We start from the raw sequence: 16,006 nt of genomic DNA, 5'->3' as shown, positions 1-16,006 counted from the left end.
CGTGGCTCTAGAAGGCGCTCTTTACAACGCCCCCATCGGCCCGCAACGCAGCTCCCGTGGTGGCCGACGAAAGCGGACTCGCGATATAGGCCACCAGCGACGCGACTTCCTGCGGCGAACCAAATCGCTTGATCAGCGAGGTGGGACGGACCTTCTCGAAGAACTCTTTTTCGAACGCTTCGAACGATTTGCCGTCGGCCTTGGCAAGGGTCTCCACGAATTCACCGACTCCCCGCGATTTCGTTGGCCCCGGCAACACGCTATTGACTGTAATGCCGGTGCCGGCAACGGCTTCGGCGAGTCCGCGCGCGACCGCCAGCTGCGCGGTTTTCGTCATCCCGTAGTGGATCATTTCAGCTGGGATCTGCACCGCGCTTTCGCTCGAAATGAAAATGATGCGCCCCCAGTTGGCCTGTCTCATCGCAGGCAGATACAGGCGAGCGAGGCGTACCCCGCTCAACACGTTGACATCGAAGAACCGCTGCCAGTCCGCGTCGGGGATCTCTTCAAACGGCTTGGGCTCGAAGATGCCCAGGTTGTTGACCAGAATTTCCACGCCGGGGTAGCGTCGCGCGAGTTCTTCTGCTGAAGCGGCGGTACTGAGATCGCCGGCAAATCCCTGCACGTTGCCGCCCATCTGCGCTTTCAACTGCGCGACTACCTCATCCACGGATGACTGCAAGCGGCCGTTTACGATTACACGAGCGCCCTCCTGCGCCAACGTGCTGGCGATAGCGAGACCGATGCCGGCTGTGCTGCCGCTCACCAGTGCGAGTTTGCCTGTCAGATTCAAGTCCATGGGTGATTTCCTTTCAATGGATGAATTAAAAATCGCGACGTCGGTACAGCCTCGCTTTCGAACAGCAAAAAGACTAGATGATCTGACGGAAATGGCAACGCACATGAGTGACAGGCGGACAGTGACGCAGGCAGGCCCGAAGTACCGTGTACGAGCAGGAAAACGAGGCCATGTCAGCGATTTTCCGACTTCGTTTGGCCAAGTGATGGTCGCGCCCAAACTCGCATCATCGTGATGCACCGTGGGATGCGCTCTGCACAGACTACGCGCGGATGGCATGACATGTGCGTACCGTGCTGCAAGCAGCCGGCCGCTTGAATGTTCTACAACCCTCTTGTTCTTGTTCGAGGAGACACCCCATGAACACACTGACCATCGACGACATCCCGAACTGTGCGGAACTGGATCACCAGGAGATGACCACTATTCAAGGTGGCCGGATGAAACTACCCGGCCAGCACGTCGGCTCGATTCTCACGAGCGCTGATGGCGACCCTGTCGGCGTCTATGTAGACGGCGTGCTGCAGAACTCGGTTACCGACGGCTTCTACCACGGCTGACAGCAAGGCGGCGCGCAGCCCTGCGCGCCCCGTTGCCGCAGGTGTGGCCAGCGCGTGCGTGAAAAGCACTAGTCACCTGTCGTGGAGATGACTCACCAGGTAATCGATCAACGCACGTGCTCGAGACGGCAAAAATCGATTCGGCGGATAAAGCAGCCAAACCGGGCCCATATAGGGACGTGCCTCGAACACCCAGTCGCTCAGCACCTGGACGATGTCACCCGCGGAAATCGCCTGCGCAGCGACAAAATCAGGCAAGCTCGCAATGCCCAGGCCATGCAGCGCCGCATCCAATCGCGCACTCGTATCATTGGCGACGTAGCGCCCCTTCACTTCGACCGACCGTGTCTCAGAGTCGCGGCGGAAATGCCATCGATTGTCGTCGACCGTCTCTCCTAGATACATGCATGCGTGCCGCGCCAGGTCGCGCGGCTCGGCCGGCGTCCCCCGCTCCGCCAGATAAGCAGGCGACGCGCACAGAACCCATTTGACCGCGCCGAGTCGCCGGGCAGCAAGACTAGGCGGAGGCGAACGCGTGAGCCGGATCACCAGATCGACATCGTCACGTAGCGGATCGACGTCGTGGTCGGCGAAGACCAGATGGACATCCACGTCGGGCCACATGCGCAGAAACTCCGGAACAAGCGGATGGATGACAGATCTCGCATATGAAATCGGCGCACTGATGCTGACCTTGCCTCGCGGATCACCCGCCCCTTGTCCAGCGACGTCCACGGCGCCCGAGGCCGCGCCGACCATATCCCGGCAGTACCGGTAAATCTGCGCGCCCGAATCCGTCAACCGGATGCTACGGGTCGAGCGCTCGAGCAGGCGTGTGCCCAACGCATCCTCGAGGCGTTTGATCTGCCGACTGACAGTCGACGGTGTACTGCCCAGTTGCCGCGCGGCGATGGAGAAGTTGCCGGCGTCGACCACCCTCGCAAACATCGCCATGTCGGGTAGCAACGCAAAAAGCTCATTCGGATTCATCGCGATCCTCGGACGTGCTTTGGACATTTGTGCATTTCAAACATAAAAGATGTTCCGCCGCCGTGGATTATAGTTTTCGGCGCAATACCCGACAATTCGGACCATACGAGTGAAAACACAAGGTCCCGTCATGTCGAAGCAAAAGAGCGCGTTATGGATATCCGACCTGATGCTGCTTGCGGTCGCGATGGTGTGGGGCACGAGTTATGGGGTCGTTAAAGGCGCGCTCACGATCTATCCGGTGCTCGGTCTGCTGGCGTTGCGCTTCGGACTAACGTTCGTCGTGTTGTCGCCTGCGTTGCGCTCGCTTCGACACGTTAAAGCGTCCGCCTTGCTGGGCGCGCTCGGTTCCAGCGCAATCCTGCTCAGCATCTTCCTGGCCGAGACGTTCGGGATCGCGCACACACGCGCGTCGAATGCGGCGTTCCTTATTAGTCTGTGTGTCGCGCTGACGCCGCTGGTCGAATGGGTGTTGCTGCGACGAAAGCCGTCGAGTGGCGAATGGATTGCCGTGGCTTTGTCGCTGACGGGCGCCGCGTTCGTCAGCGGTGGCGCGATCATTCCGACCGCAGGCGATGCGCTGATCCTTCTTGCGGCGTTGCTGCGCGCGCTGATGGTGTGCGTGACCAAGCGCGTGATGCGCGAATCGAATCTTGCCCCGCTGTCGGTAACGGCGGTCCAGGCAGGCGTCGTTGCACTGGGCAGTGTGCTGGTGGCGTTCGTGTTGCCGTCACAGCATTGGCAGGCGCTGCCGTCGCTCAATGGGCACAGTGACTTCTGGGCGAGCATTGCTTACCTCGTGCTCGCCTGTACGTTGTTCGCATTTTTCGCACAGAATTTTGCCGTCAAGCGCAGCAACCCGACGCGCGTCGCTTTGCTGATGGGCAGCGAGCCCGCGTTCGGCGCGCTATTCGCCTACGTATGGCTGGGCGAGCATCTTTCGGCCTCGGCATGGTTTGGCGGAGGTCTGATGGTACTTGCATCGGTGCTGGCGGCGGTGCCATTCAAAAGGGACGCCAACGCGAGGCTCGACATGCGTCCCGCCACTTCGATCGAGGGTTAGCCGATTATTCAGGCCAAGCCTTGTTTCGATGCCTGCGCTCGCCTCGGCTCATGGCCCGGCTCGAGTGACAGATTTCGCACAGCACACACCGGCCTGTTGCACGGACGGGCACTTGACCGAGCCATACGAACAGAAGACGCAGCAGTCGCCGGACTTCGGAGAAAGCAAGGCTTTGCGCCGCGGGCATTCATAGAAGTAGACGCAGGCGTCGGTTGGCATCGTCACGACTGTGACGCACCCGCAGTGCGGACAGGTCAACGCGGACTCCGGGATCGGTGAGGTTTGCATTGATCGCGTCTACATCGATATTCCTTGCACCTGTCAATGTTAGCGCCGGCAAACTGTCGCGGGGGGCTTGCGCAAGGTCCGTGCCGCATTGAAGGCAAGCATCCCGACGCGATACGTGTCACAAATAATCCATTGCGGTGGAATAAAGGCGAGCCGTTGGCGTTCGTAGATTAGGCGTCGCGTGAACGAGCGCGTAGCCGTGGAACCGCGAAACGGAATCGTCGGCCGCGCACAGCGGTTGCTTGCCCGTTTTGCAGAAGGTTTGCCTGTCCTTTTTGTAACCGCCGCCGGCGTCGCGGGACTTGCCGCTAGCGATCCGCGACTCCCCGGCTCAACGCGTGGCCGCGCGGCAAGTCAGTCGCGTTGGCCGTGCAGGAGAGTTCTACATGAAAGTATCAAGACTGTTATCGGCCGTATCCGTAATCATCGCGCTAGGAGTCGCATCGTTGTCGTTGGCCGCGTGCCAGTCCACGGGCGGCGACATGGGCTCGTCGGGCAGCAGCAGCGGCGCCACCAGCAGCGGCGGCTATTGATGCGCGCTCGCGCGGCCGTCAGCGTCGCGTGAACTTCGATACGGAAGTGATATCGCGGCTCCCGTGGCCGCGGCGTTATGAGCGTGTGCTGACGTACCCTCGATCAGGGCGGTCAGCCTGACCGGAACAGCCCGATCGGCTTACGCTGATCGGGCTGTTTCCTTTTTGGGAGGTCGTCAAGGCGATGCGGTGGAAGCGGTGCGGCACCTGGCTCGAATGCAGCGCGACGTTCGGCATAAGGAAGGCGCCGGTTGCCTGCCCGCGGGCAGGCCTTGCGCTCATGCAGCGGCCTCGCGCATCAGTCGTCCACGCATCATCCATCGGTTGCTCAGGGCGAACAGCGTATGCGATTGCTGTGTTCTTCATCAAGCCGCGATAGCGCACCTTTAGATGCCACCGTGCGCGGCGATGAACATGGCGACGGCCGACCGGCAATAGGATTCGATTTCGTTGTCGTCCTCTGCTCTCGCCTCATCGAAGCGTGCGATGAGCAGGAGATCGGATCCTTTGAAAAGCGCGGCAAACAAGCGGGCGGACCGGAGAGGATCGGGCACGTTCAGAATCGCCTTCGCGTGCAACTGACGCAACAGGGCCTCGATTTGGGCGATGACATAGGCGGGCCCGGCTTCGTAATGGAGCTTGCTTAACGACTTTTGATTCGTCTTGTCGGCCAGGACCATGGCTTCGACACTGCGGACGTCCGGGCTCAACAGCGTGCGAAGCAGGGATGATCCCACCGCCATGAGCTGATCTTCGGCCGAACCGTCGACGCCTTCAGAAAGGGCCTGTGGGGCAAACTGATGGCAGTGGGCCGCCATGGCCGCGCTGAACAGCGCCTCTTTGTTCTCGAAGTGCCGATAGATGCTTAGCTTGGATATCTTCGCCCGCTGGGCAACCTTGTCCATGGTCGTCGCTTGAAAACCCAATTCCACAAAGAGTTCGCAGGCGGCGTCGACTATCGTTTGGCGAAGCGCCTCGTTGGCGGGCCGGCCGCGCCGGCCCTGGCTGTTTTGGGTCACGAAAATTCCAGTACTTGACAGTATTCAAATTCTTGCACTACGATACCACGCAGTATCTTAAATGTGCAAGCCAAAGGGCAAGTTTCAACCGGTTGTGCAAATCAGGTTTCCCAAGGCCGCCCGGCGATATCGAATGCGGCATTGTCCGGCCGGTCAACCCAGTGATGGGCAACTTTCTCGTCGATGCCAAAGCCCTGCTCGCCGCCCGTCTTGAGCGCGTATCGCTGGGCGATATTGCACACCACGCCCAGCGCCCCTCCATCCCTAATCCGGAGCCCGTCACCATGGATGACGTCATCATCATCGGCGGCAGCTTTGCTGGCCTCGCCGCCGCCCTGCAGCTCGGTCGTGCCCGCCGCAAGGTCACGGTTCTCGATACCGGCCGTCCGCGCAACCGCTTTGCAGGCCACTCGCATGGCTTGCTCGGCCACGATCACAAGCCGCCGCTGGACATCCTGGCCGAGGCGCGGCAGCAGCTGACGCGCTATCCAACGATCAGGCTCGTGAATGCCCGGGCCGAGAGCGTGTCTGGCGCCATCGACGATTTCTGCGTCGTCACTGACGATAACGACAGCCTAAGGGCGCGCCGCCTGATCCTGAGCTATGGCGTGACCGACCAGATGCCCGATGTTCCGGGCTTTGCCGAAAGCTGGGGCACGTCCATCGTGCCCTGCCCCTATTGCGACGGCTTTGAAGTCGCCGGCCGGCATTGGGGCCTCGTTTGGTCCGGCCCGCAGTCGCACCAATCTGTCAGGCTGTTCCATGATTGGACCGATAAGTTGACTGTCTTCGCCGATGGTCATGACATTGCGCCCGATATCCAGGCCGATCTGGCACGCCGCAACATACCTGTCGTCGATGGCCGGATTGTCGAGATCGCCCATCACATGGGCCATATCGCCACCGTCAATCTCGATCCCGGCCGCAATGTCGCGGTCGACGTCCTGTTCGCCCATCCGCGCAACAGGCCGTCCGCAAGCCTGCATGAATCAGTGGGCCTCGCCACGGTGGATACGCCCGTCGGCATCGCCTTAAAGGTCGACGAGCGCCGCCAAACCAGTTTGTCCGGCATCTACGCCGCCGGCGACCTCGCCACGCCTCTCTTGCCCTCGGTCACCCAGGCATCATCGCAGGGCGCGATGGCGGGTATCTTCGCCCAGCAGTCGATGCTGGTTTGAGAGCATAGATTCCCTTCTCCCGTTGCGTCGTCGCCTTCGAACAGGTTGGCGCAGATCGGCGCGGTGAAGGACGGATCGTCGAGTTTGACGGGAATGGCAGGAGCGGTCGTCTTTCGAGGTCCGGTGCCAGGCGGCACCGATCTCGACGCCTGAGACGATCACACGCAGGTCTTGCGCCTTATCGCAGGCGGAGGCGGGTATGTTCGAGACGATACGCACGTTGGCATCGGTTCGGCTCCCCCTTGCCTCGAACAAAGGGTAGCCAGTTAAGAACGAATCGGAACAAGGAGATGACATGGCACAGCAAAATGCCTATCAGGTGGCCGACTGGAATGGTCAAAGCGGGGAGCGCTGGGTCGCCAACCAGGCCCGGCTCGACGCTATGGTGTCGGTGTTCGGCGAGGCCGCGGTCGAAGCCGCCGCGCCCATGAAGGGCGAGCGTGTGCTGGACGTCGGCTGCGGCGCGGGCGCGTCGACTCTGGCACTGGCCGCCCGCGTCGGCCGGGGGGGCCAAGTGCTGGGCGTGGACATATCCGCACCGCTGATCGGCCGGGCCCGCGCGCTTGCGCCACAGGATACGCCGGTCCTGTTCCAGGTGGCCGACGCCAGCAGCGCAGAACTGCCCGAGGGCGCGTTCGACATCCTGTTCTCGCGTTTCGGGGTGATGTTCTTCGACGATCCGACAGCGGCGTTCGCCCATATGCGACGCGCGCTGCGGCCTGGCGGGCGGGTCGCTTTTGTCTGCTGGCGCGGCGCGGCCGAGAACGATTGGGTGCGCCTGCCGATGGGCGCGATCAAGGGCATCCTCCCGCCGAGCGCGCCGCCCGCTCCCGAAGCGCCCGGTCCATTTTCGTTCGGCGACCGGGGGCGCGTGGCACGCATCCTGACGGCGGCCGGCTTCACCGATATCGCTATCGCGCCCTTCGATGCTTCCGTCCCGTTCGGCGAGGGCGGGACGCGGGACGCTGCGATCGACGACGCGGTGAAGATGACGCTCGAGGTCGGCCCGCTGTCGCGCGCGCTCGCTGATCAGCCTGATGACATCCGCGCCCGCGCCTCGGCCGCGGTTCGTGCCGCCTTCGCGGGCCTCCCCGGCGAGCGGTCGGTGATGATCGACGGCGCGGCGTGGATCGTCATGGCACGCAATCCGGCACGCTGACAGGGATCAACAGGGGAGACGCCTCCGCTCGGTAGAGCTGGGCGTCGTTGGCCGCTCAGATTGATGTCCCTTCTGGCCGATGAACGAGCGCGCGCCTTGTGACAATCAGATGGCCGGTTGTGAAGTCGAGCCGACGCCTGAGCGGCCTGCCGGCGGCGCATGTGACCGGTGGTTTGTGGCCGAACTGAGTCCCATGGCCTGCCACGTCGGATCCCCTCGCGCGCCTAGCTCCATGCAGAAGGCATAGCCTCTTGAGTCATTCACCGATAACGACGAACCTAAACGAAGTCCGGACTTGTGGGTCGATCGTCTTTTGCTGAAAGGGAGCATGAATGTGAGTGGTGCGAGCGTAAAAATCTGCGCGATCCTGGTTATGGTCCCCATAAGTTGTGGCTCGATCCACGCTGGCGCGCACACGGGTGAGAACATGGGTGCTGGCGCGACAGCGCAGCGGGTGGAGGACTCGACGTCGCGGCTTCAGAACAGGCCGGATAGCGCCGTGAGTCGTGACGTCCGCAGCGCCCTTAGGCGGACACCGAGCCTGGATGCTTCAGGGATTCGGGTCAGGGCGCGCCTCGGCGTCGTGACGCTGACGGGATGGGTGCCTGAGCACAGGCAGATCGCGCTCGCCGGCAACACGGCAAGATCGGTGCGCGGAGTCAGATCGGTGACGAATCAGTTGACCTTGCGGAACAGCCGTTAGCCAGCGATTCGAGAAAATGAAGCCATTGCGGTCCTTCGTACCTCAGCGAGTTCGACCTATTGTGAATGGCCGTTTCCGGGCACTTCGAGCAGGCGTTATCGAATCGTTTCAGCCATTGGACTTTCTCGTAAGCAGACGACCGCGTCGGGAATGGGCGCGCCAGCGCGAGACGTGCGCCCGCACGATGCGTGATGCCTACCGAACACCGCTTCCCTATCAGGGTCGCCCGGGTCATCGAAATATTTGAGCAGAGCAACTGCGAATCTAGCCGGGACAGTTCGTCTTCGAGCTAACAACAACGAGGATTCGTAGTTCAATCCGTCTCCGAGTGCCGACCACGGACGCAAAGCTATTTCCCGAGGTGGATAAGAGAACAGAGAGGCTACTGTCAATGGCACTACCCCGGAGGAACCATGCTCCCGCTCATTCTTGGACCACGATACAACATCCGCGTCACCTGCGATGCCAGCCCCAGCAATGACCGAAGCGAATCGACGCTAGAAGTCAATCCGACCAATCCGTACAACATGGTCGGGTCGTCCAAACGATTCACCGACCCCCACACCTATGCGTTCTCACTCGCCGCGTATTCGACCTTCGACGCGGGCCGATCGTGGCAGGAGGCTGCGCCCCTCGGGCTGCTCGCGGGTTGGGACGGCGTGTCGGATCCGACGGTCGCCTTCGACGACGTCGGCGGCGCGTATCTCGTTGCTCTGCCGTTTCAGGGCCCGGAGCCGATGGCCATTGCGGTCTACAAGTCGACGGACGGTGGTTTGACCTGGTCGCCGCCGAACCTCATTCACTCCGCGCAGGGCGATGACAAGCAGTCGGCCGCAGGCGATACGAATCCCGCAAGCCCCTATCACGGCCGCGTCTACGCCGCCTGGGACGGTCCGGGTGGCATGCTGTTCGGGCGCACGATCGACTACGGCGCGAGTTGGCGCGGCACCGGTGCGAACCCGGTCGGAACCTCGCTCGCCCCCGACTCCTTCGGACCTCAGGTCGTGGTGGCCGCGGACAGCAGCGTCTACATCTTCTTCATCGCTGGCAACGACATTCAGTTTGTCCGATCCACCGATGGCGGGGATTCGTTCTCGAACCCGGCCACCGTCGCGAGCGGAATCACGGGGTTGCCCGGCCAGCTACCCGGTGGGACGTTCCGGACGCCCACGGTCGCGACGGCCTGTGTCGGCGCCAATGCGACCGACCTGGTGGTTGCCTGGGCCGACTATCGACAGAACGTCGCACGCATCTACTATGCGCGATCCAACAATAGTGGCGCCACCTGGCAGGCCGGCACCGGCTCCGGCATGCCGTTGCTGAGCGGCGGCGCGGTTTCCGCGCCGGATCAGCACGAGTTCCAGCCGCAACTCGCCTGCACGCCAGCCGGAGACGTGGGCTGCGATTTCTATCTGTTCGGGCCGAAGGGCGGCGGCACGACTCCGCTGATCGACGTGGTCCTGACCGTGTCCGCCGACAACGCGGCGAGTTTCGTGGACCGGGTGACGGTGACGGAGATGCCATGGGACCCGACAGTCGATGCCGTTTGGGCACACGGCGATCCCAGCATCACCTTCATCGGTGATTACTTCGGTCTGGCAGCGAGTCCGCTTGGCTTCTTCCCGTTCTGGATGGATACACGCACCGGAACCCAGGAAATGTTCACGGCACGAGTCGCGGTCCGTCCCGCGAACGTCTACATCCGGGACTCCTCGAGCGACACTGGAACGGTCCCGTCACCCGGCAATCATTGGGAGGCCCCGGACCTGATCGTTCGGCGGCAGCAGGACGGCAGTACGGTCTGGGTCGATCAGGATCTGTTGCGCGACGGTGTGACGGATCATTTCATCTACGGCAAGATCACCAACCTGGGGCCCAATCCCGCGGAGAACGTCACGCTCGCGGTTACCGTGGGCAATTATCCCGCGCTCGATGCGCTGCCCGGGCTGGAGTTTCGTTATCCGCAGGATTGGTATCCGGGCGACTGGCAGACGGTGGCGGTCCAGCAGAGGCATCTGTATTTGGGTGAGAGCGCACCGCAGAATCTGACGGTGGGCGCTACGCGCATCTTCGGTCCCATTCGCTGGCCGGCCGTGCAAATTCCTCAGGAGGGCACGTGGCACCCCTGCCTGTTGGCCGAGGCGCGTGGCAACAACAATGACTCCGCAGGCGGGCTCAATGGGGCGCCGGTGCTGGTCGCGCCCGGTACCTGCGATTACGGCAGCTACTTCTGGGGCGACAACAACGTCTGTCAGCGCAACCTCTCATATGCCCATGTCTTCGCCAAGGCCGAGAGCCTGATCGAGTTGCCCTTCATCGTAGGTAGTCCGTACAGTCATGCAAGGCTCGTCGAGGTTATCGTCCACAAGGACGGCCGGCTCGACGGCGTGCCGATGATTCTCGAACTGCTTCCGCCCAGGAAGGGAGAGAAACCGGCTGTACTTGACAAGACCCACCTGCATGGCGCCAAGCTTGCCGGCAAGCATTGGAATCTGACCCACCGGGTGGCTGGAGTCGGTTTTGCGATCGAGCCGGGGCAGATGCTGCGCCTGAAGCTGTCGGTCAGGATGCCAGAAAACTTCGATCTCGACGCGCCCGCCAAAGTGACCTTATTCCAGCGCAACGACAGCCATGTCATGACCGGCAGCGCCATCCTGGAACTGGTTCGCGCTCATGCCGGGCAAGCGGACAAGGAACCGAAGAAACGTGATGCCAAGGCGCGCAAGAAAGGGCGATAAGGGCGATGACACCACGCATGACTGAACCTGTCGTCTTCACCCCTCTTCATGGTGCTGGTCACGTCTTCGTCGGCAGAACCATGAAGGGAGGATTCGCGGCGGACTCTCACCGATAGAGGGGATCATGTCGAATATCCAGGTCACGCACGATTCAAACTTGAACAACGCGAGAAGTGAAAGCAGTATCGTCGTCAATCCCAACAACCCGAAACAGATCGTGGCGGGATCCAAGAAGTTCAGGGACATTCACAACTACGACTTTATTCTGGCGACCGAATACTCCACGGATGGCGGCCTCTCCTGGCATGATTCCGCGGACTTGACGCTCTCCGGTTTTACGCTTCTCACCGACCCCGCCCTCGCATGGGACGACGTGGGCAACGTTTATCTGGTTGGTCTGTCGGGCAACAATCCGCCGACCTTCGATACGGTTGGCATCGTCATCTACAAGTCGACGGATGGCGGGCAGACCTGGAGTGCGCCGACGCCGATCCACAACAGCACGGGCGACGACAAGCAGTGGGCGGCGGGCGACGCGAATCCGGCGAGTCCGTTTCATGGCCGCGTCTATGCGGTATGGGACGACGGATCCGACATGCGTTTTGCACGCACCACGGATCATGGAGCAAGCTGGGTCGGTGCAGGCGCGGGAGCCACGCCGGCGGGCACGGTGCTCGTCAACGATTCGTTTTCGCCGGAGATCGACGTCGCCGCTAACGGCGACATCTATATCGTCTGGATCGCGGGAAGCGAGATCAAGATGATCGTCTCGACGGACGGGGGCGACAGCTTTTCGCCCGCCACCTCGCCTGCCACGGGTGTTTCCACGCTCGATGCCGGATTGCCGGCGCCACATGGGTGGCCGGTGTTTCCCGGCGGAACCTTTCGCGTGCTGACGATTCCGTCCGCCAGCGTGTTCGGGAACACGGTGGCCGTGGCATGGGCCGACTTCCGCGAAGGTGTGTCTCGCATCTACTGCGCAGTTTCGTCCGACGGCGGGGCCAGTTGGCCCACTGGCCTGTCCGGAAAGCCCTTGCTGGCAGGACCGGTAGGCGCCGGCTTGCAGCACTTTCACCCACAGATCGTCATCGATCCCGGTGGCGTGATCGGGTGTGCGTTCTATGAGTTTGGACCCAAACCGTCCGCGCCGCTCATCGATGTGATCATGGCCCAGTCCGTTGATGGTGGGGCTTCATTCAATCGGGCTACCGTGACTGACCAGCCGTGGGACCCGGCCATCAACGCGCCGTGGTCACATGGGGATTCCAACGTCACATTTATCGGCGATTATTTTGGACTGGACGCCAGCACTCGGGGGTTCTATCCGCTGTGGACGGATACGCGCACCGGTATTCAGGAACTCTGGACCGACACTGTGCGGGCCAATGCGCGGATTTCGATTCCGCCGGGCGTGTACGGGCAGGTCGCCCAGATTCTGGCCGGCATCATTCAGGACGGCGGTGGGGACGAGATCGTGGGCGGGCATATCGTTCATATTCCGCCCTGGGGGCCCGAACTGGATATTCTGCTGGGCGTGGCGATTCAGCGGATCGCCACGCTTGTCTCCGGCCCCGGAGGCATCGCCATTCAGAGAGCAGCCATGGCCATGGTGGCGCACGTAGCTCAACAGGAAGTAAAGCGTCTTGAAGGCAAAGGATAGATGAGCAGCGTCGCGAGAGTTCAACAACGCGCCGACTCATTCTGTGGTGGCGGGCGCGGGTGCGTGCGCACTTTGGCGCGATGCAAGACTATCTCGGATAGACGTGCGCATCTGTCATTGGCGTGAGTAGCGGGCGCGTTCCACAGTATCACCGGCGCCGGCGGAGGATCGGGTTGTGTCGGTGGCGTTGGGCGATCTGACGGGGAGTTTCCAGCCGCGAACGCGAGCACGGCACTGGTGAACTACCGTTCATCGTCGACTATCGGATGGCCGGTTTACCGGGCGGAGCCGACGCTCGGATGTCCAGTCACCGACACATGCAAACGGCGGTTCGTGGCCGACTACAGCCTGTCCGCGAGCGTCCTCCCTGGAAATCCGCGAGAAACCATAAAGTAGCTGCCAGGAAGTTTCGCCTGGCGGTGTAGGACGCAGGAGTACGGTAGCGGGACAGCAAGCCGGTTGGACGCTCAACGATCGGTCTGTACCGCCGCGAGTCCATCGAGCAGCGCCTTATGAAACGCGTCCGGATCTTGCATCTGCGGCGCGTGCCCAAGCTCTGCAAACTCCACGAGCGTCGCGTGCGGAATCGCCTTCGCGGCCGCGCGGCCCAGTTCAGGATAATGGCCGAGCTTCGCCCGCACCTCGGGCGGCGCCGCATCCTTGCCGATCGCAGTAGTGTCCTTCTGACCGATCAACAGCAACGTCGGCATGCTGAGCTGCCCCAGCTCATAAAAAACCGGCTGCGTGTAAATCATGTCATCCAGCAGCGCGGAATTCCACGCGACGATCTGCTTACCCGGCCCGCGATACATGCCCGCGAGCATCTGCACCCACGGCTCATAGTCCGCGCGCCATTGCCCCGCGTAATAAGTCGCCTGTTCGTAGCGGCGAATACCGTCGGCGCTGGTCTTCAACTCACGCTCGTACCACTGGTCGACCGATAGCGACGGCACGCCCTTCGCCTTCCAGTCCTCGAGTCCAATCGGGTTCACCAGCACCAGCTGCTGCGTTTCACGCGGATACATCAGCGCATAGCGAACCGCGAGCATGCCGCCCGTCGAATGGCCGACCACTGTCACGTCGCTGATGCCGAGCGACTCGAGCAGCGCATGCGTATTGCGCGCGAGCTGCTGGAAGCTGTACTGGTAATGCTCGGGCTTGCTCGATTTGCAAAAACCGATCTGATCCGGTGCGATCACGCGATAGCCGGCGTCACTTAGCCGGCGAATCGTCGTATCCCATGTCGCAGAACAAAAATTCTTGCCGTGCAGCAACACCACGGTGCGGCCGTTCGCATGCGCGGGCTTCACGTCCATGTAGGCCATCTGCAAAGGCACCCCCTGCGACGTGAATTCGAAGCGCTCGACCGGCGCCGGATAGCTGAAGCCCCGCAGTTCCGGACCGTAGGCCGGGCCGGAATCGTCGAGTGAAGACGCGGCCGCGGCGCTCGCGGCGCCCGGGCTCGCCTCGCTCGCCGGCGTGGCGGCCACGGCAACAGACGCCGCGCCCAGCACGGCACAGGCGCAGACACTCGACAGGGCACGCAGGAATGAATGGCGAAGATTCATCGGCATGGTCTGGAAAAAACGCGATAGGGATGCACGAGGCGTGAAGCGCACGATTCTACGATGCACCGCCGAACTCTGGCGCCAGTCGCGCAGCGCGGACACGGCGCGCGGCAGCACCGCCGTGGCATGCATATTGCGCCCGACACGCTCGAGCATCGTCCGGACACGACCTCGTGGCCAATGTGCTGCGCCGCACCGAAAAATGCGCCATAACAGGCGATCGTTACAGGATGGTCGGCCACGCGGCCCCCGCAATAAACATTTATTCACTCGAGTCCAATCGGTGCTAGAACTGACAGACGGACTCGCGAAAAACAGGCAGCAAAGAACGGCAATGCGGTACGACTGCCAGGCAGCCCAAATCATCAGCGGAGAGGACGCGGCCAGATCATTCCCGGGGGTATACCAATCAGGCAACCATCTTGCATGAGGTCGGCGTGAGTGCTGAAGGGCTCGCGCCGATCGACAGGAGACAAATATGAATACTCCGGCACGGCTGAACGACTTACAGCGCACTACTCTAGCGATCGTCCTCGCCGGCGGACGCGGCACCCGGCTCGGGCCGCTGACGAACAAGCGTGTGAAACCGGCGGTCCACTTCGGCGGCAAATACCGGATCATCGACTTTGCGCTTTCCAATTGCCTGAATTCCGGCATCCGCCGCATCGCGGTGGTCACGCAGTACAAGGCGCATTCGCTGCTGCGGCATCTGCAGCGCGGCTGGAGCTTCCTGCGCGGCGAGATGGGCGAGTTCATCGATCTGTGGCCCGCGCAGCAGCGCGTCGAAGGCGCGCACTGGTATCGCGGCACCGCCGACGCGGTGTTCCAGAACCTCGACATCATCCGCTCGATCCGTCCGAAGTATGTGGTCGTGCTCGCGGGCGACCACATCTACAAGATGGACTACACGCGCATGATCGCCGATCACGCGGACAGCGGCGCCGACTGCACGGTCGGCTGCATCGAGGTGCCGCGCATGGATGCGGTCGCGTTCGGCGTGATGGCGGTCGACGAAAACCGCCGCGTGACCGGCTTCGTCGAAAAACCGGCCGACCCGCCCGCGATACCCGGCCGTCCCGACACGGCGCTCGCGAGCATGGGCATCTACGTGTTCAACGCCGACTACCTGTACACGCAGCTCGAGGAGAACATCGCCGCGATCGATACCGACCACGACTTCGGCAAGGACATCCTGCCGCGCGTGGTCACCCAGGGCGTGGCGATCGCGCATCCGTTCAGCATGTCGTGCGTGTCGTCGGACCCGAGCGTCGAGCCGTACTGGCGCGACGTCGGCACGATCGACGCGTACTGGGCCGCGAACCTCGACCTCGCCTCGACGATCCCGACCCTCGACCTGTACGACGAGTCGTGGCCGATCTGGACCTACCAGGAGCAGTTGCCGCCCGCGAAGTTCGTACGCGACATGAAGGGGCTGCAGGGTTCGGGCAACAACCTGCTCGTCTGCGGCGGCTGCGTGATCTCGGGCTCGCAGATTTCGCGCTCGGTGCTGTCGTCGAACGTGAAAGTGAGTTCGTTCTGTAATATCAATGAGGCAGTCTTGCTGCCGCAGGTCACGGTCGGCGCGAGTTGCCGCCTGCAGAAGGTGGTGATCGACCGCGGCTGCACGATTCCGGAAGGCACCGTGATCGGCGAAGACCCGGCGCGCGACGCCGAGCGCTTCTATCGCACCGACGATGGCGTCGTGCTGGTCACGCAGGAAGCGCTGCGCAAGCATCCTAAGTAGCGCG

Annotated in this window: 15 protein-coding genes and 1 pseudogene; 9 read left to right on the top strand and 7 right to left on the bottom strand. The window is 62.4% G+C overall.

All coding sequences use genetic code 11. The annotated features are described in order from the left end of the window. Window positions 1–7: 7 nt before the first annotated feature. Complete coding sequence (locus tag AB3X95_RS00940; protein ID WP_368620450.1) at window positions 8–799, bottom strand: SDR family NAD(P)-dependent oxidoreductase; 792 nt, start codon at window positions 797–799, stop codon at window positions 8–10. 359 nt (window positions 800–1,158) lie between these two features. Between AB3X95_RS00940 and AB3X95_RS00935 the strand changes: the two genes are divergently transcribed. Further along, on the top strand, window positions 1,159–1,359 hold the full coding sequence (locus AB3X95_RS00935; RefSeq protein WP_368620449.1) for a hypothetical protein: 201 nt from the start codon (window positions 1,159–1,161) through the stop codon (window positions 1,357–1,359). Window positions 1,360–1,431: 72 nt separating this feature from the next. Here the strand turns inward: AB3X95_RS00935 and AB3X95_RS00930 are convergent, their stop codons facing one another. Continuing rightward, entirely contained in the window at window positions 1,432–2,349 is a 918-nt protein-coding gene (locus tag AB3X95_RS00930; RefSeq protein WP_368620764.1) for a LysR family transcriptional regulator, read from the bottom strand. Window positions 2,350–2,479: 130 nt separating this feature from the next. Here AB3X95_RS00930 and AB3X95_RS00925 point away from each other — a divergent pair, with 130 nt between their 5' ends. Then, window positions 2,480–3,412 (top strand): DMT family transporter, encoded by a 933-nt coding sequence (locus tag AB3X95_RS00925; protein ID WP_368620448.1) that lies wholly within the window; start codon window positions 2,480–2,482, stop codon window positions 3,410–3,412. 48 nt (window positions 3,413–3,460) lie between these two features. On the opposite strand, the gene AB3X95_RS00920 is transcribed toward AB3X95_RS00925, so the two are convergent. After that, on the bottom strand, window positions 3,461–3,700 hold the full coding sequence (locus AB3X95_RS00920) for a GDCCVxC domain-containing (seleno)protein (protein ID WP_368620447.1): 240 nt from the start codon (window positions 3,698–3,700) through the stop codon (window positions 3,461–3,463). A gap of 386 nt (window positions 3,701–4,086) precedes the next feature. Between AB3X95_RS00920 and AB3X95_RS00915 the strand changes: the two genes are divergently transcribed. Further along, a complete protein-coding gene (locus AB3X95_RS00915; protein WP_013089077.1) occupies window positions 4,087–4,233 on the top strand; it encodes a hypothetical protein in 147 nt (48 codons plus the stop codon). Window positions 4,234–4,511: 278 nt separating this feature from the next. Here AB3X95_RS00915 and AB3X95_RS00910 read toward each other — a convergent pair. Together AB3X95_RS00910 and AB3X95_RS00905 are read right to left on the bottom strand one after the other, a co-directional pair. Continuing rightward, a pseudogene (locus AB3X95_RS00910) lies at window positions 4,512–4,626 on the bottom strand (IS5/IS1182 family transposase); the annotation flags it as partial. Beyond that, window positions 4,620–5,252 carry a TetR/AcrR family transcriptional regulator gene (locus AB3X95_RS00905; RefSeq protein ID WP_176120090.1) on the bottom strand — a complete coding sequence of 211 codons (633 nt, stop codon included), beginning with the start codon at window positions 5,250–5,252 and terminating at the stop codon, window positions 4,620–4,622. The pseudogene AB3X95_RS00910 and the gene AB3X95_RS00905, both read right to left, overlap by 7 nt. Before the next feature lie 284 nt (window positions 5,253–5,536). Here AB3X95_RS00905 and AB3X95_RS00900 point away from each other — a divergent pair, with 284 nt between their 5' ends. Next, the gene (locus AB3X95_RS00900; RefSeq protein ID WP_368620763.1) at window positions 5,537–6,430 is read left to right on the top strand and encodes an NAD(P)/FAD-dependent oxidoreductase; all 894 of its coding nucleotides are present in this window, start codon (window positions 5,537–5,539) and stop codon (window positions 6,428–6,430) included. Here the strand turns inward: AB3X95_RS00900 and AB3X95_RS00895 are convergent. After that, complete coding sequence (locus AB3X95_RS00895; RefSeq protein ID WP_368620446.1) at window positions 6,325–6,567, bottom strand: DUF736 family protein; 243 nt, start codon at window positions 6,565–6,567, stop codon at window positions 6,325–6,327. The two genes, AB3X95_RS00900 and AB3X95_RS00895, sit on opposite strands and share 106 nt — an antisense overlap. 158 nt (window positions 6,568–6,725) lie before the next feature. Here AB3X95_RS00895 and AB3X95_RS00890 point away from each other — a divergent pair, with 158 nt between their 5' ends. The 4 genes from AB3X95_RS00890 to AB3X95_RS00875 all read left to right on the top strand — a co-directional run bounded on the left by AB3X95_RS00890 (window position 6,726) and on the right by AB3X95_RS00875 (window position 12,690). After that, window positions 6,726–7,589 (top strand): class I SAM-dependent methyltransferase, encoded by an 864-nt coding sequence (locus AB3X95_RS00890; protein ID WP_176365722.1) that lies wholly within the window; start codon window positions 6,726–6,728, stop codon window positions 7,587–7,589. Between the two features lie 328 nt (window positions 7,590–7,917). Then, window positions 7,918–8,292 carry a BON domain-containing protein gene (locus AB3X95_RS00885; protein ID WP_368620762.1) on the top strand — a complete coding sequence of 125 codons (375 nt, stop codon included), beginning with the start codon at window positions 7,918–7,920 and terminating at the stop codon, window positions 8,290–8,292. Window positions 8,293–8,705: 413 nt separating this feature from the next. Beyond that, window positions 8,706–11,030 carry a sialidase family protein gene (locus AB3X95_RS00880; protein ID WP_368620445.1) on the top strand — a complete coding sequence of 775 codons (2,325 nt, stop codon included), beginning with the start codon at window positions 8,706–8,708 and terminating at the stop codon, window positions 11,028–11,030. A 124-nt stretch (window positions 11,031–11,154) separates the two neighbouring features. After that, window positions 11,155–12,690, top strand: coding sequence for a sialidase family protein (locus AB3X95_RS00875; RefSeq protein ID WP_368620444.1), 1,536 nt, complete (start codon window positions 11,155–11,157; stop codon window positions 12,688–12,690). Between the two features lie 467 nt (window positions 12,691–13,157). On the opposite strand, the gene AB3X95_RS00870 is transcribed toward AB3X95_RS00875, so the two are convergent. After that, complete coding sequence (locus AB3X95_RS00870) at window positions 13,158–14,264, bottom strand: alpha/beta fold hydrolase (protein ID WP_368620761.1); 1,107 nt, start codon at window positions 14,262–14,264, stop codon at window positions 13,158–13,160. Window positions 14,265–14,736: 472 nt separating this feature from the next. Here AB3X95_RS00870 and glgC point away from each other — a divergent pair, with 472 nt between their 5' ends. Continuing rightward, window positions 14,737–16,002, top strand: coding sequence for a glucose-1-phosphate adenylyltransferase (gene glgC, locus AB3X95_RS00865; protein WP_176108973.1), 1,266 nt, complete (start codon window positions 14,737–14,739; stop codon window positions 16,000–16,002). Window positions 16,003–16,006: the final 4 nt, after the last annotated feature.

It is taken from the genome of Paraburkholderia sp. BR13444 (genome assembly GCF_040948755.1).
GTDB lineage: Bacteria > Pseudomonadota > Gammaproteobacteria > Burkholderiales > Burkholderiaceae > Paraburkholderia > Paraburkholderia youngii.
Note: the sequence above shows the minus strand (reverse complement) of the source record. Positions and strands in the feature narration are given on the sequence as shown.